13 protein-coding genes are annotated in these 15,789 nt (G+C 36.7%); all 13 read right to left on the bottom strand.

Annotation, left to right across the window (positions count from 1 at the left end):
* Nucleotides 1–90: 90 nt before the first annotated feature.
* Nucleotides 91–1,815: a sensor histidine kinase gene (locus BCR24_RS14110; protein ID WP_069641156.1), complete on the bottom strand. Its 1,725-nt coding sequence runs from the start codon at nt 1,813–1,815 to the stop codon at nt 91–93.
* Nucleotides 1,808–2,422 (bottom strand): YesL family protein, encoded by a 615-nt coding sequence (locus BCR24_RS14105; RefSeq protein WP_069641155.1) that lies wholly within the window; start codon nt 2,420–2,422, stop codon nt 1,808–1,810. The genes BCR24_RS14110 and BCR24_RS14105 overlap by 8 nt, the downstream gene beginning before the upstream one ends.
* Nucleotides 2,423–2,598: 176 nt before the next feature.
* Nucleotides 2,599–4,065: an ABC transporter substrate-binding protein gene (locus BCR24_RS14100; RefSeq protein ID WP_069641154.1), complete on the bottom strand. Its 1,467-nt coding sequence runs from the start codon at nt 4,063–4,065 to the stop codon at nt 2,599–2,601.
* 121 nt (nt 4,066–4,186) lie between these two features.
* A complete protein-coding gene (locus BCR24_RS14095) occupies nt 4,187–5,107 on the bottom strand; it encodes a carbohydrate ABC transporter permease (protein WP_069641153.1) in 921 nt (306 codons plus the stop codon).
* 14 nt (nt 5,108–5,121) lie between these two features.
* Nucleotides 5,122–6,069 (bottom strand): ABC transporter permease, encoded by a 948-nt coding sequence (locus BCR24_RS14090; RefSeq protein ID WP_069641152.1) that lies wholly within the window; start codon nt 6,067–6,069, stop codon nt 5,122–5,124.
* Between the two features lie 319 nt (nt 6,070–6,388).
* On the bottom strand, nt 6,389–7,324 hold the full coding sequence (locus tag BCR24_RS14085; protein ID WP_069641151.1) for a D-ribose ABC transporter substrate-binding protein: 936 nt from the start codon (nt 7,322–7,324) through the stop codon (nt 6,389–6,391).
* A 22-nt stretch (nt 7,325–7,346) separates the two neighbouring features.
* A complete protein-coding gene (locus BCR24_RS14080) occupies nt 7,347–8,291 on the bottom strand; it encodes an ABC transporter permease (RefSeq protein WP_069641150.1) in 945 nt (314 codons plus the stop codon).
* Between the two features lie 2 nt (nt 8,292–8,293).
* Nucleotides 8,294–9,775 carry a sugar ABC transporter ATP-binding protein gene (locus BCR24_RS14075; protein ID WP_069641149.1) on the bottom strand — a complete coding sequence of 494 codons (1,482 nt, stop codon included), beginning with the start codon at nt 9,773–9,775 and terminating at the stop codon, nt 8,294–8,296.
* A 20-nt stretch (nt 9,776–9,795) separates the two neighbouring features.
* Nucleotides 9,796–10,185: a D-ribose pyranase gene (gene rbsD, locus BCR24_RS14070; RefSeq protein ID WP_069641148.1), complete on the bottom strand. Its 390-nt coding sequence runs from the start codon at nt 10,183–10,185 to the stop codon at nt 9,796–9,798.
* On the bottom strand, nt 10,182–11,063 hold the full coding sequence (gene rbsK / locus BCR24_RS14065; protein ID WP_069641147.1) for a ribokinase: 882 nt from the start codon (nt 11,061–11,063) through the stop codon (nt 10,182–10,184). Before rbsK ends, rbsD begins: the two co-directional genes overlap by 4 nt.
* A gap of 79 nt (nt 11,064–11,142) precedes the next feature.
* Nucleotides 11,143–12,102, bottom strand: a complete 960-nt coding sequence (locus BCR24_RS14060; protein WP_069641146.1) for a LacI family DNA-binding transcriptional regulator — start codon at nt 12,100–12,102, stop codon at nt 11,143–11,145.
* A gap of 123 nt (nt 12,103–12,225) precedes the next feature.
* Nucleotides 12,226–14,910, bottom strand: a complete 2,685-nt coding sequence (locus BCR24_RS14055; protein WP_069641145.1) for an Ig-like domain-containing protein — start codon at nt 14,908–14,910, stop codon at nt 12,226–12,228.
* 275 nt (nt 14,911–15,185) lie between these two features.
* A complete protein-coding gene (locus tag BCR24_RS14050) occupies nt 15,186–15,788 on the bottom strand; it encodes a class I SAM-dependent methyltransferase (RefSeq protein WP_069641144.1) in 603 nt (200 codons plus the stop codon).
* Nucleotide 15,789: the final 1 nt, after the last annotated feature.

Genomic DNA, 15,789 nt, shown 5'->3' with positions numbered 1-15,789 from the left:
TGACTACTTGTCGCAACATGATTTTGCTGTGAAATATGAGGACTTATTTGAAGTGATCATTTGTATGATTTCTTTTAAAATCAACTATTTTCAAGAAAGGGGATCATTGAAAGATAGCATAATTGCAATACCTTTTGTTTCATTCGGCGTAATCGTCATCAAAAATGAAGGGCCGAAATAAGCTCGCAAACGTTCATTTACATTCTGCAATCCAATCGAATCGTGCAGTTCGATTTGCTCACTCTTCAATTTGCTTTTAATCAACGCTAGCTTTTGCAAAGAGATTCCTTTACCATTATCACGAATCAAAACCTTCACTTGCCCATCAACTAAACGCGCTTTCACACTAATAGCATTGTCATTTCTAGAAAAATCGATGCCGTGAACAAAATAATTTTCAATCAAGGGCTGAACCGAGAATTTTGGTAAAACAAGATCCTTTAATGCCTCATCGATCTCAAAGTGATACGCAATTCGATCCGGATACCTCATTTGATACAAGTATACATACTTTTCACAAAAACTTAGCTCTTTTTCTAGGGTCGTGGTCTTAGCCTGATCGGTATTGTTCCGTAATAAAGTTGAGAATGCATATACAACGTCCGCTAACTCCTCGCTTCCTTCACTTAACGCATACATACGAATATACTCTAACGTGTTATATAGAAAATGGGGGCTGATTTGCGACTGTAATGCTCTCATATGCGCATCTTGTTGCTTGATTTCCAACTTATAAATATCTGAAATATATTGTTCTATATTATCCAACATCGTGTTGATACCTTTAGAAAGCTCTTTTAACTCAAACTGAGTCTCCTGTTCATTGATTCGGGTATTTAAATCTCCTTCAGAAACGAGTGCCATTGCCCCCATAATAATATCAACTTGCTGAGAATACTTAGTAAATGTGCGATAAAGTAAGTATAACAGTATTAAAATCAGCACTAAACCGCCTAGCATCAAAATACGTAGTTCAAAAAGAACATGTGTCAGAATCTTTTCCTTAGAAATCGTCACTAAAATTTCAAACTCACTTGCTGTTTGGATATGTTCCAAAATATTATTTTCCATTAATTTTTGAAGTGGTAAGACAGAGGTTTCTTTCATTTTTTGCTGAATCAATTGTTGATCTAACGTATTGTTTTTTTCCGTATACGTCAATAATGGATTTCCTGTACTTGAAAATACATATGCTGATAATCCATCAAATGTCGTTAAATGAGTTAAACTATCAAGAATATCTTTTTGAGAAAACTCAACATAAAAACTTCCTAGCACTTCTAATGTCACTGGGTTCGTGATCGGATAGGCTAAATAAAACTTATTATTTAGACGAGGTGTTCCATTAATTTTCTTACCGCTTTTATCTTGTGCGGTCGAAAGGTAGTAGTCATTATAATTATTCAATACAATGATGATCGATTCGATGTTATCATACATGGTATAAAAATTTTTAACTTGGCCAGGTAAAAATAAATAATTTCCAGTTTCTAATTGTTGATCGTATGAATAAGTCAAATAATCTGAAATCGGAGTATCCATATAACGATTTAAGCTATTGATTTTCTCTTGATTTTCTTTCAGCTCATTCAGCATGGTTTTTCCTTGTAAATTCTTATCATTGATCGAACGACTAATTGTATCAACAGCTTCCTGCGCAGTGACTTTCCCTCTTCCCATCGATTGCCAATAGGTATTCATCCCAATACTGAACATGCCGACTAAAATCAAGGAAACGAGGATCAATGCATAATTTTTGAGTAATCGGTTCAGTAGCGTTTTTTCATTAAAGAAAGAAGGTTTTCGTTTACGCATGGAGTTCCAATCGTTGATCGATCGTTTGTCGCCATGATTTTGTTGCCGTAAAGCTCCAAATTTGAATCATAGAAAACGTTCCAAATAAAATCAGGCCTTTGAACTTCCAGGTAATGAATAAAATCAAGCAAAGACCAAGTGCAATCTTCAAGAGATTGGTAAAATTAGATAACGTTGAAATAAAAGCTAGCTTCAACAAATTCTTTAATCCGATCTCATAATAACTATCTAATAACAAAGTGTACTGAAACGTCACAACTGCGTAAACCATTGCAAAAACCAAAAGAAAATCAATCATCAAAAAGGCCAGTCCTTGGATTTGAACAGATAAAAACAAATTATAAGCCAAGGTCACTAACAGCAAAACAGCTCCATAAAAAAGGACATTCCCTCTGATAAAATTCCGCTTAAAACAATCCCAACCTTCTTTCAAGGTAATATCTTTATACTCAAATTCATGACTGACAAATAGTTCATTCACTGTTTTCAAAGCTGGTCCTATGCCTGCTACGAGTAAACCACAGCAACTAAATAGCCAAAAGAATAAATTCAATTTTATAATGACCCAAATTTTAATAAATAACGTTTCTAACGCTTTTCCAACCATCTAATTCTTCCTTTCTACTTCTTTACTATAATAAATAACTCTTCAAGATATTCCAAATATAAAAACTGCTGTCTCTAATATACTACGCAGTTTATGCTGAATATTATTTTTTCAAAAAAGAACCAAGTAAAGACGATAAATCATCGAATCACTTGGTTCCAGCTATTATCCGAGTTTTATTTTTTCAAAAAGTCATCGTATTGTTTTTGCATTTCAGTCAAGACTTTGTCATAACCGGCATTAGCAAGTGCTTCTTTCAGTTTAGGAATTGTTTCTTCTGGATCAACAGTCCCTGTATTTAGGCCATCTAAATATTGGCTCATAACGTTAGCGATATTACTCATTTCAGTTTTCACATTTGATGTCACAAAGTTAAAGCCTAAAATTGGGGAAGTTTCAGCGTTCGCAATCGATTCATCGCGTTCTTTGATCATTTCATCTGTAATCGTATCTTGTGTATATAAGATTCTATTGTTTCCAGTATTCCAAGCTGGTAAATGCGTATTGGGTTTGTACCCCTCTAGCAATTTGATTTTATCTTCTTTACCGTCTATCTTTTCCCAAGCTTCGCCTTCAATGCCCCAGACCAAACCATTTAGCAGTTCTGGATCACTATTGATTTGTCCTAGTACTTCTACTGCTTTTTCTTTATTTTTAGAGGTATTTGAAACAACAAAATTGGCCATTCGAGCTTGGTCACTTGATTTCAATGGTACCGTAAAGGCTTTAGAAACTAACGCTTGTCCCGCAGCATTGCTCAAAATCGTATCACCGTAATCGTAAGGTCCTTGTGTTTCTTGACGAATGAACCATGTATTTCCTTCTAATGGAAACTCTGTATTACTTGTCGCTGCATCTGATGGAATATACCCCGCTTGATACCACTTATGCATTGTTTTCAGCACGTCCATAAAGTCTTTGTTTTCGTATTGGTTGACGATTTTTTTAGTATCACCATTCAAGTCGACAGCAAATGGATAGCCATTTCCGATTGGAAAATCAAAGTCTCCTTGTGCTTTAAACCCTTGACCGATCGCAAATGCTGCGATATTCGGTTCTTTTTCATGGAACGTTTTTAGGACACTTTCAGCATCTTTGTAAGAGTTGATATTGTCGATCGATAAATTGTATTTATCCAAATATTGTTTATTGAATGTCAATACTTGTTGCGAGTAAACATTCCCATTTACAGGGAATGCATATAACTTACCATCTACTAAATTTCCTTTGATATACGCTTCATCTAACTGATCGTATGCATCTTTGGCAAACTTAGGCGCTAATTCTGTTAAATCGGCATAGGCACCTTTTTGCGCATTCGGTACATAATTATCAGCAAACGCAATATCATAATTTTCACCCGATGAGACAATCACACTCATTTTCTTCTCGTAATCACCCCAGCCAATGTATTGGATATTTAGTTTAACGCCTGTTTTTTCTTCGATTCTCTTATTCGCCACTTCCATCAATGCATCATAATTGTCCGGTTTATCTCCAATTTGATACATCAATAACGTATTCTCATCCGTCTTTTTACTACTTCCATCCGTTTTTTCTTTACCGCTTCCGCCACAGGCTGTTAACGCCCCTAAAAGAACAACTGCTGTACTTAAACCGACTACTTTTTTCCACGTCTTCATTACTGTTCCTCCTCGTAATTTAAAATAGTAACAACATTCCACGTCTCTTCAGCTTGTAAATTTCAACGTCCGCTCATTTTATTCACTCTGTTTTAAAGCAAAAGCTAAATGAGCGAACTTTTTATTCCTTAACTCCGCCAATCGTTAACCCTTTGACAAAATACTTTTGGAAAAATGGATAACTGATTGCAATCGGCAATGTTGAAATAACGACAATCGCCATTCGCGCAGATTCTCCTGGTATCGCCGCCATCCCACCAGATAATTGACTACTGGCTCCAGCATTTTGGGTCAGATATTGAATATTATTTTGGATCTTCATCAATAAATATTGCAGTGGAACCAAGCTATCCTTTTGAATGTATAAAAGTGCGTTAAACCAGTCATTCCAATACCCTAAAGCGGCAAATAGACTGATTGTTGCAATCCCTGGAACGGCTAGTGGCAACACGATTTGAATAAAAATCCGCATCTCAGAAGCACCATCGATTCGAGCTGATTCAATGATCGAATCAGACACTGAACGTTTGAAAAAGGTCCGCATCACTATAATATTAAACGGACTGACCGCCATTGGCAAAATCAACGCCCAAATCGTATCTTTCAATTGAAGTAAATTCGTCATCACTAAGTAATTCGCCACCATCCCTGGAGAAAATAACATCGTAATCAAACAAAATATCGTAAAAAAACGACGAAACGGAAAATTAGATCTTGAAATCACATAAGCATACAATGACGTTGCAGTACTATTGATCAAGGTTCCAACGACTGTTACCAAAACAGTTACAAATAATGCTTGAAAGATTTTTTCTTGCATCTGATCAAATAAATAAGTATAGCCGAAAATACTAAATTCCTTAGGCCAAAAACTATACCCATGAGCGGCTAATGCTGTTTCATTACTAAGTGAAATTGCCACAACAAATAGAAACGGCAAAATACAAGATAGAGCGAAAACTGCGATCAACACATTAAAAAATAAATTGACAGGTCGATTAAACGACCGAATTGCTACTTTTGAAACTGGCTTTTTCCTCAATGTTTTCACCCTCCTTAGAATAATGCCGAATCATTGTCAAAGCGACGAACGATTCCGTTTGTAATCATCAATAAGACAAAACCGACTGTTGATTGATACAACCCAGCCGCTGCTGTCATTCCAATATCTCCTGTAGCAGTCAATCCGTTAAAGATATACGTATCCAAAACAGAGGTGACCTGATACAAGGAACCGGAATTTCTTGGAACATTATAGAACAAACCAAAATCAGCTCTAAAAATATTGCCCACAGCCAAAATCGTCATAATCGTCATCAACGGCAATAATTGAGGAATCGTGACATTCTTGATTTGCTGCCATTTGCTGGCACCATCGACCATTGCGGCCTCATAATAAGTAGGATCGATTCCCATAACCGAGGCAAAATAAATGATACTATTATACCCAATTCCTTTCCATGTTCCGATAAAAATCAAGATAAACGGCCAAAATTTCGGTTCACTATACCAATTGATTGGCGTACCGCCCTGACCTACAATCCATTGATTGAAAATCCCTTTATCTGGACTTAAAAAGGCATACACAAAATACCCAATAATAACCCATGATAAGAAGTACGGCAAAAGAGACATTGTTTGATAGACTTTTACCAAACGCTTATTCCGCAGTTCACTCATCACGATTGCAAAAAATACAGAAATGACAAGGTTCAAAATAATAAAAGTCACGTTGTACAACACTGTATTTTTCGTAATCAAAAAGGCATCATTAGAAGAAAATAAAAACTTGAAATTCTCTAAGCCAACCCAAGGGCTCGCTTTTAAACTAGCAATAAATCCATCTGGTGAAATATGGAAATCCTTAAAAGCTACCACATTGGTCAAAACTGGAATGTAAAAGAAAAAAATCATCCAAACCATCGCTGGAATCGCCATTAAGATCAACGCTTTATATCGCCATACATTCGTAAAAAAAAGCGAGCTCTTTGACTTTTTCTTCATTTCCCCAACTCCTTTCATTAAATTGTCTACATTAATATTGTAGCGCTTTCAAAAAAGGATAAGAATAAACAAAATATAGGTATTGTTATAAAAAATATAGATTTCATCTAAATAAAACAAACTCAATCGCCATTTTCTTACGGCACAATAATCAAGAGAAAAATAGTCACGCTTATTAAACTAATCGCACGTTTTCTATATTTTTAACATACCTTAATTACAAAGAGTTAGAACAAACCTTTCTAAAAAAGAAACGCACGTCTTTCTCCCACTAGATTATCTAGCAGAATCAGAGCGTGCGTTTTTTTCTCAGAATTGACTATTTATTTGCTTTCATTAATTCCAATGGTGAATCTATTTTACTTTCTACTTTTTTCCCTTCAAAATGATCATATGCTGCTTGTAATGCTAATTTCCCCATCTCAACAGGTTGTTGAGCAACCGTTGCGGCCATTGTTCCATCTTTTACTGCTTTTACGCCATCCTCATTACCATCAAATCCAATAACAAGTACATCCTTTTTGCCCGCTGCTTTCAATGCTTCCACCGCACCAAGTGCCATTTCATCATTTTGAGCAAACACAGCCGTGATATCAGAATTAGACTGTAACATATTTTCCATAACGCTCAATCCTTTAGCGCGATCAAAATCAGCGGACTGACTTTGTACCACGTTCAGCTCTTTTTCGGCAATAGTTTCAAAGCCTTTTCCACGCTCACGAGTAGCTGAAGCGCCAGGAGTCCCTTCAAGTTGAACCACTTTTGCGCCTTGACCAACTTTTTCCACGATAAAGCTTGCGGCCATTTCTCCACCTTTGACATTATCAGATGCAACCAACGTTAAAATATCCCCTCCATCCGAGCTTCTGTCTAGCGTAATCACTGGAATATTTGCTTCATTAGCAGCTTCCACTGCTGGCTGGATCGCTGAAGAATCAACGGGATTAACCAACAGGACATCGACGTTTTGTTGGATTAAATCATCCATATCATTACTTTGTTTTGAAGCGTCATTTTGCGCATCGGAAACGATCGTCTTTGTCTTATTTTCATTTGCTAGCGTAGTGATCCCGTCTTTAACTGAAACGAAAAATGGATTATTTAATGTAGAAATACTTACACCCACTTTTAGCTCTCCAGCTTTTTTCTCTTCCACTTTGTTATCTTCTTTAGACTCATTATTCCCTAAAGTTGCTGCACCGCACCCTGATAAAAGTAAGCTTGCTGCCATCATTGAAATGAACAATTTTTTCATAGTCATTTTCTCCTTTATTTAGTTATTTATTTTGTTTTCGGTCTAGCAATACTGCGACAATGATCACTAATCCTTTGACGATTTGTTGATAGAAACTGGATACCCCTAATAAATTCAAGCCATTATTGATTGTCCCGATAATCAACACACCTATCAAGGTTCCAAATAAACGCCCTTTTCCACCTGATAAACTAGTCCCTCCTAACACAACTGCAGCAATTGCATCCATTTCATAAGATTGACCTGCCGTAGGTTGCGCCGAATTTAAACGAGAAGTGAGGATGATCCCTGAAATTGACGCCATCAATCCTGAAATCGTATAAATGATAATTTGAATTCGGTCTGTTTTCACTCCAGCTATTTCTGCGGCCTTTAAATTTCCACCGACCGCGTAGGTCTTTTTTCCAAACGCAGTTTTATGAAGCAACATATATAATAAGAAGAAAAATACCAACATAACAATGATCGGAAACGGTACGCCAAACAAATAGCCTTTGCCCATAAATTGAAAAATAAAACTTTTACCAATTCCTGTGATTGGATTACCATCGGTGTAAACCAGTGTCGCACCACGATAAATCGTCATTGTTGCTAAAGTCGCGATAAACGGTGCCATTTTCCCTTTCGTGATCAAAAGTCCATTGACCATTCCTAAAAAAGCGCCCAAAATCATACCAAACAGCATCGCTAAAATCGGAGAAATACCGTTAGCAATCAGTCCTGCCGTCAACGCTCCCGACAAAGCTAATGTCGAGCCCACTGACAAATCAATACCGCCCGTCAAAATAACAAAACTCATCCCAAATGCAATCAAGGCATTAATTGACACTTGGCGCAATAGGTTCAATAAATTATTGGGTGTAATAAAGCTAGGGTTTAACACCGTTACAACGATCACTAAAGCGACCAATGCAAGTAATGGGCCTAATGATCCTAAGGCAATCTTTTTCTTTTTTATATTTTCCATGCTCAATTCCCTCCCGTAGCTAAGTTCATAATTTTTTCTTGTGTTGCTTCGCTTTTTAAAACTTCTCCAGCGAGTTGTCCTTCTCTCACCACGATGATACGATCACTGACACTCATTACTTCTGGTAAATCACTGGAAATCATGAGGATCGCCACACCACGTTGTGCTAATTCATTCATCAATAAATAAATTTCGCGCTTTGCACCAACATCTACACCCCTAGTCGGCTCATCTAAAATCAGCACTTGGGGACCTATCCCGATCCATTTGGCTAATACCACTTTTTGCTGATTACCACCTGATAAACTACTGGCAGGGACATCCTTATTTTCTGCCTTCACTACGAGACGTTTGAGTAATAACGCCACAAATTCATCTATTGTTTTTTGCTCCAGCAACCCTCGCTTACTAAATTCATCCACTGAAGGAAGCACAATATTATCTTCCAAACTAAAATCAAGGATCAATCCCTCATCTTTGCGATTTTCTGTTAGAAAACCAATGCCTTTTTTGATTGCATCAGAGGGCTTACGAATAGTGATTTGCTCTCCATTTAATCGAATTTCGCCAGAGTCATAGCGATCAATCCCAAAGATTCCTCTCATAATTTCCGTTCTTCCCGACCCCATTAATCCTGAGAAACCAAGTATTTCTCCTTCTCTAACTGAAAATGAAACGTTTTCAAAAAGACCGGTAGACGTTAGATTTTTTACTTCAAATTTTATAGCACCGATCGGGGTTGTTTTTTCTGGATAAAAGTCTCCAATGTCACGCCCTACCATATCTCGTACTATTTGATTCACATTGACTTCAGAAATTTGATGGGTGCTGACTGATATCCCATCACGCATCACTGTAATCCGATCACACAAGGCAAAAATCTCTTCCATCCGATGAGAAATATAAACAATTGCTACCCCGTTGTTCTTTAATCCACGAATGATTGTAAATAAATTATCAATTTCCGTTTCTGACAATGCTGCTGTCGGTTCATCCATAATCAACACTTTTCCATTTGTCATCAGTGATTTAGCAATTTCCAACATTTGTTGTTGCCCTACAGATAACGTATCAACTTGCGCTTCCAAGTTTAATGAGATATGCAGTTCATTGAATATCTTCTTGGCTTCTGCTGCCATTTTCTTGTTATCCAATAATCCTAACTTTGTTTTTAATTCTCGATTAAGATACATATTTTCCAATACCGTCATATTAGAAAACGTATTCATTTCTTGGTGAATAAAAGTTACGCCGAATTCTTCTGCTTCTTTGGCATTTTTAAAATAATGTTCTGTTCCATCAATATAGATTTTTCCAGCATCGCGTTTATGCAAGCCTGTCAAAATATTCATTAATGTTGATTTGCCGGCACCATTTTCCCCCATCAACGCATGTATTTCTCCTGATCTTAATTCGAAATCAACACCTTCTAACACTTTATTCGTTCCAAAACTTTTACTGATTCCTATCATTTTAACTTCCATGAGATTACCCCTCTCATTTTCTAAAAAATTACCGCTGACTGTAAAATCACATTTGCATAGGGTGTATCTTCTCCAGTTCGAATCACAGCTTTTACTTCTTTGCTAAGTTGTTTAAACTCATCATGAGAAACATACTCAATCTCTGGGAGCAATTCTTTTAGTTGTCCATGTAATTCAACATTGTTCTCCTTGATTTCGGTTGCTAATACAGCTTTTTCTACCGCTACCTCTTCTAAAATCAATTCCAAAACAGAATAAAATGATGGCGTTCCCTGCTTTAAAGAAATATCGATTTGCTTGACATTTTCTGGAACAGGCAAGCCACAATCACCGATAATAATCCGATCCGTATGTCTAAGATCATCCACAATTTTAGCGATCTCAGAATTTAAAATCCCTCTTTTTTTCATAAACTAGCGACCACCTTTTCATACATCGGAATACCGTTTTGGGCACCTTTTGTTTGAATTGCAATGGCTGATGCCGCATTCCCAAGTTTCAGACTTTCTGCAATTGTTAGTCCTTCTAAAATTCCCTTTGCAAAATAACCATTGAAGGTATCCCCCGCGCCTGTTGTATCGATAACAGTTGCTACTTTTTGTGCAGGTACGATCACTTCTGCTTCACCATCAAAGAACGTTGCACCTTGATTGCCCAAGGTGATGATCAATTTATTCGGATAGTTTCGCAATACTTCTGCTCGTTCTTTATTTCCAAATAGCAATACTGCTTCATGCTCATTCGGAGTTAGATACGTCACTTTTTCTATATATTCTTCTGAGATTTCTTTGGCTGGCGCAGGATTGTATAATACCTGAATACGCTGAGTTGCACAAAAATCAATAATATACTCAATCGTTTCTACCGGAATTTCATTTTGTAAAATGACCATTTCCATTTGTTGAAGTTGTTGTTGGTACTGTTTCACAACATCAATGGATAGTCGATCATTGGCTCCTGGAATAATAATGATCCGATTGTCACCATCCATTACTTGGATATGTGCAGAGCCGCTCTCTGCAGTATCAACGGTTTGAATCATATCTGTGTTGATGCCATTTTCTTTTAAATTATCGATCAGTGCTTGACCAAAAACATCCTTCCCTACTGCTCCGATCATTGAAACGTCTAAACCTGAACGGCTTAAAGCGATTGCTTGATTTGCTCCTTTACCACCAAAAAAGGTCTGAAAACTCTCTCCTACCAACGTTTCTCCTTGATTTGGAATAATTTTAGTTGTTACAACAAAATCTGTTGATATGCTGCCAATTACTGCTACTTTTTTCATTATTTCATCTCCATTCACAATGTGTAACCGGTTACCTATAAGCATACATTAACACCATTCGGCGAAAATGTAAACCTTTTCAGCGTAAACTTTCTCCTTTTTGCAAGATGACCGGTAAGATTTTTTCTTGTTTTTCCCCTGCTGCTCCTGCTAAAAGCTGTATCATGAGTGATGCAGCCGTTTCCCCTATTTCATAAACTGGTTGCTTAATGGTTGTCAATTTAGGATACGTCATCTCTGAAAAAGGAATCCCATCATAACCCATTATTTGTAGGTCTTTAGGGATCGATAACCCTTTTTGTTGCGCTTTTTGCATAATTTTTAATGCTAGATAGTCATTCGAGGCAATCACCGTATCTACATTTTCGTACTCTTTAAAAAAGGTATCTGAAATTTTATCCACTTCATTGACGTTGAATGAGCTTGTTTCAAATACTTGGTAATGATCCGTCTGTCCTTTTAAAGCATCTTTTAGTCCTTTCAATCGCTTCTTCGCACTCTGAAAGGCTAAATCCCCAGTAATGATCAAAATATTTTCAAAGTTCGTCTTTAGAATTTCTTCCCCGATTATCTTGCCACCTAAATAATCATCCGGTAATACCTTATTAAAATCACCAGCGTACACTCTGTCGATGCCAACAACTGAAATATCCGTTAAAGGTTCAATTGGTAACGCTGTGATGATTCCACTTACATTATTTTGGATGAAGGTCGTGATGTATTGTTGTAGCTGTTCTTTTGAATCCGATGTGTTTGCTAGCAACATCATATAGCCATTTTTAATTAACGTTTCTTCAATGCCTTTTGCCAATAAAGGAAAATAGGGATTGGCAATATCGGGTAACAAAACTCCTATGATTTTTGATTTTTTTTGAAATAAAGAACGTGCTACTTCGTTTGGCACATAGTTTAACTCATCTATTGCTTCTGCAATTTTTTCCCCAGTTTCATTTCTTACATAGCCATTTTTATTGATATATCTGGAAACACTGGCAACAGATACACCAGCTTTTTTTGCTACATCTTTGATTGTTACCATTTAAGGCACCCCTGTCCTGTTTTCTCGTATCTTTATTTTAGAGGAAACGCTTGTAAAAAGATAGTTGGACCCTAAAAAAACAATGTCTGCTTCTCATGAGAGAGCAAACATTGCTTCATTCAACTATTTTAATGGATTATTATTTAAGTACAGATAATAAAAAGATTTTCCACTACCATTAAGTGGTGAGCGATCAGTAATCTGGTTATTAGATAAATCTAAAACAGACGCTTTCTTTAAATTCTGTAATGGCGAGATATCTGTTAATTGATTATGTGATAGGTTTAACGTGCTCGCTTGTTCTAACTTAGAAAAACCAGTAATATTTGTAAGTTTATTCCTTGATAAATCAATTTCGTTTACTATCGCTAACTGTGAGAAAACATCAACATTTTCTATCTGATTGTTTCTCAAATTTAAGGAGTAAAACTCTTTCAAGTTGGCTAAAGAACTAATATCTGAAATATTGTTATTCGAAAGATTCAAGGACCCAATTTTTTCCAAATTCGCTAACCCTGAAATATCTGTTAGCTCGTTATGACTTAACCAAAAAGTCAAATCCGATAAATCTTTCAAATCTTTCATCCAAGAGATATCTTTGAAACGGCTATCGCCAATAGAGATTGATTCTAGGTATTCCATCGTTTCAATCTGCGGCATTTGTTCAATCACCATTCGAAAAACCTCTAGCCTTTCCAACATCGGTAATTCATTTATAAAACGAAGATCATGAATATACGATTCAGAAAGTTCTAATCTTTTCAGCTTCTTTAAATTCGCCAATCCTGTAGCATCAACTTGAAGAGTATTTTCCATATCAACAGGATTTCCTCTTACAACATCACCAAATAAATTTAGCTCTTCTAACTCTGGTATAAACTTGGTCCAAGAAAATTCAGTTACATCTGTATAAACAAACAGACGATTTAGGTTCCCTAAATATTCTATCCCGCTAAACGAATGAACAACTTCTAAATAGCTCGCACCAAAATAGTTTAAACTCAATAAGTCTTCTCTACTCACCGTATCATAAACCGAGAGGCCAAGTGAATTAGCCACTCCATTTCCCATTGACGGATCTTCGAAAATATTGGCTATTTTTGCTGGAAAAACGCCATTAAACTTCGCTGGTACATAAGCAATTCCCTGATCTTTGATTTTTTTTATCAGAGCTGCATCAATCCATTCTACTCGTGATAAGTCATCAATCGAATGGAAGAATCCTTTATATCGTTCCCAGATAAAGTCATTTACATTATCTTCATCAAATCCAATAATTTTTTGCAACTCGTCATAATCAGCATAATTAATATTCACTCGTTCATTGTAGACGGTTAACATTTGTTCTTTCCTAACAGTGCCATCTTCTGTTTCGACCTTGATCACAACTTTACCAGCTTTTAATGCTTTTACTTCTCCCGCTTGATCTACTGTTGCTATATTTTCATCTGAGCTTTTCCAAACAAGAGTCTTATTCGTCGCATTTTCCGGACGCACGCTAGCTTCAATTTTCGCTTTTTCTCCAACTTCTAGTTCATCAACGCTTGAGTCGAATACAATTTCCTTCACTGGAATTACTTCAGCTTTAAAGGTATCATTCATTCCAGCAAAACGCGTTTCATAAACATGGGTATAGGCTGTCCCAGCTTTTTCGATCCCTGTAATTTCAACTTTGTAAACATCATTTTTTTCAATCGTATAATTATTATTGGGTCTAAAAACGACTGTTACATAGCCACCTCTTGCATAGTAGCCAGGTTTTGGATTTTCAAGTGTTAATTCACCACCATCCGCATCATTGCTAATAACAGTACTTTTTCCTGTTGCTTGATTTGTTAATGTCACAGCTACTTTATCTGTCAGCTTATAGCCTTTTTCATTAAAATGTACTGACCAGCGCATATTTTTTTCATAGAGGTCTGGCATGTTTTCTTTATACGAATTATCCATATAAGGATTATCCACATTGTATAATTCATAAGGGAAAATCCCAGAACTTGGCCACTGAACAATAGTATCATTTTCATACCTTGTACTGATTCCTTTATAATCATCTCTAATATACGTAGAGGTAAAATAATTCATTTCGCTCGCTTCAGTAGCAGACTGATTTGCTTTGGCATAACCAAATCCCATATCTACACCTGATAAACTCAACATACCTGTACGATGTCCTACTGTTTTATTCCCTTTACCCCAATCTACAACAAACGCATCCTGATGACTATTTAAAGACGCTTCTTTTTGGTTTGAATGGATATTAGACTGCCTTGATGCTTTATTCGCCGTCAACCAAAACTCTTCAGGCATATCCGCTGGTTTTTCATACGTATCCAAATAGTGCGTTTGTTTCTGGATAGCAGCCATGCCGATTGCTGCATGTTGTGTGTATTCGGTCGATTCTGCTGCAAACGGAATTGGTGATACGCCCGCAAGTGTACGGTAAAAGTTGACTTGCTCGGCCGCCTTTTCAACAACTTCTGTTTTAAATTCCCCTAAAGTATATGTGCCATTTGCCAGTACCGGCAGTGTTGAAAACTTATCCGTCTGCTTAACATCAGCAACCACATCTTGATAACTCTGTTGAACAGCTTTGATCTTCTCAACTTCCTCCGCTGGAACATAAACTACTTCGGTGGCTGCCTTCGTTGTACGCGCTTTTTTTCTTTTCTCTGGAATACCAGGCTGCAAACCTTCACCTACAACATCAGCTATCGTCGGCTCCTTCAATTCTTCCGCATACACATGCGAACCTACTCCTACAAGTAAGCCAATCGCTACTATTCCTACCCAAAATCTTTTTTTCATTTTTTCCTCCTAATGTTTTTTTCTAAAAATACAGTTCAACTGAATTTTTAGCTATCTTTATCATACCAAAAAAAAGAAATAACAGTAACTTTTTTTTATTTTAATATAAAATAAATATTATTTTAGATATAAAAAAAGTATCAAAGGCATAACTCTTCGAGTTACATCTCAGACACTTAAAATCCGAATAGATGAGGCTAGCAGGCAGAATCATCTCCTTCTTATTACTCAGAGTTAAACACTTCTACCTCCACTTCTGTGGCTTAGTTAATTAGTCATTCTTTCATACTTTTCAAGATATAATACCCTTTATCTTTCGTTACGATTTCTACATTCCCAAAAATGTCTTTCATTTTTTTCTCTGCACTGGGAGCGCCCTGCTTCTTCTGAATCACCACAGTTAACGTACCACCTATAACAAGCAGCGGGTGAGCTTCACTCAGAATTTCATGCACTACTTTTTTTCCCGCTCGGATTGGCGGATTACTGATGATTGCTGCATATTGTTTTTCATGAATATCCGCGTAAATATTTGAGGTATGGATATCGACATTTTCAACATGATTTTTCTTCGCGTTTTCTTGCGCTAAAGCGACTGCTCGCTGATTGACATCGATCATTTCTACCGTTCTACCACTGAATGAAGCCAACGTTAAACCAATTGGACCGTAACCGCAACCGACATCAAGTAACTTTCCTTCCGGTAATACTTCCCATTCGAAGGCATCGATCAACACACGAGAACCAAAGTCGACGGTGTTCCTAGAAAAAACTCCACTATCAGTTAAAAACTGAAACGTCTTTCCTCTTAATTCAAACGACCATTGTTCTAAGTCATGAGCTAGATCTGGATTTTCTGTATAATAATGATTATTCATT

Origin of the sequence: Enterococcus ureilyticus, from assembly GCF_001730315.1 — a bacterium.
Lineage (GTDB): Bacteria > Bacillota > Bacilli > Lactobacillales > Enterococcaceae > Enterococcus_L > Enterococcus_L ureilyticus.
The sequence above is the reverse complement of the archived record's forward strand: the minus strand, read 5'-3'. Positions and strand labels throughout refer to the sequence as shown.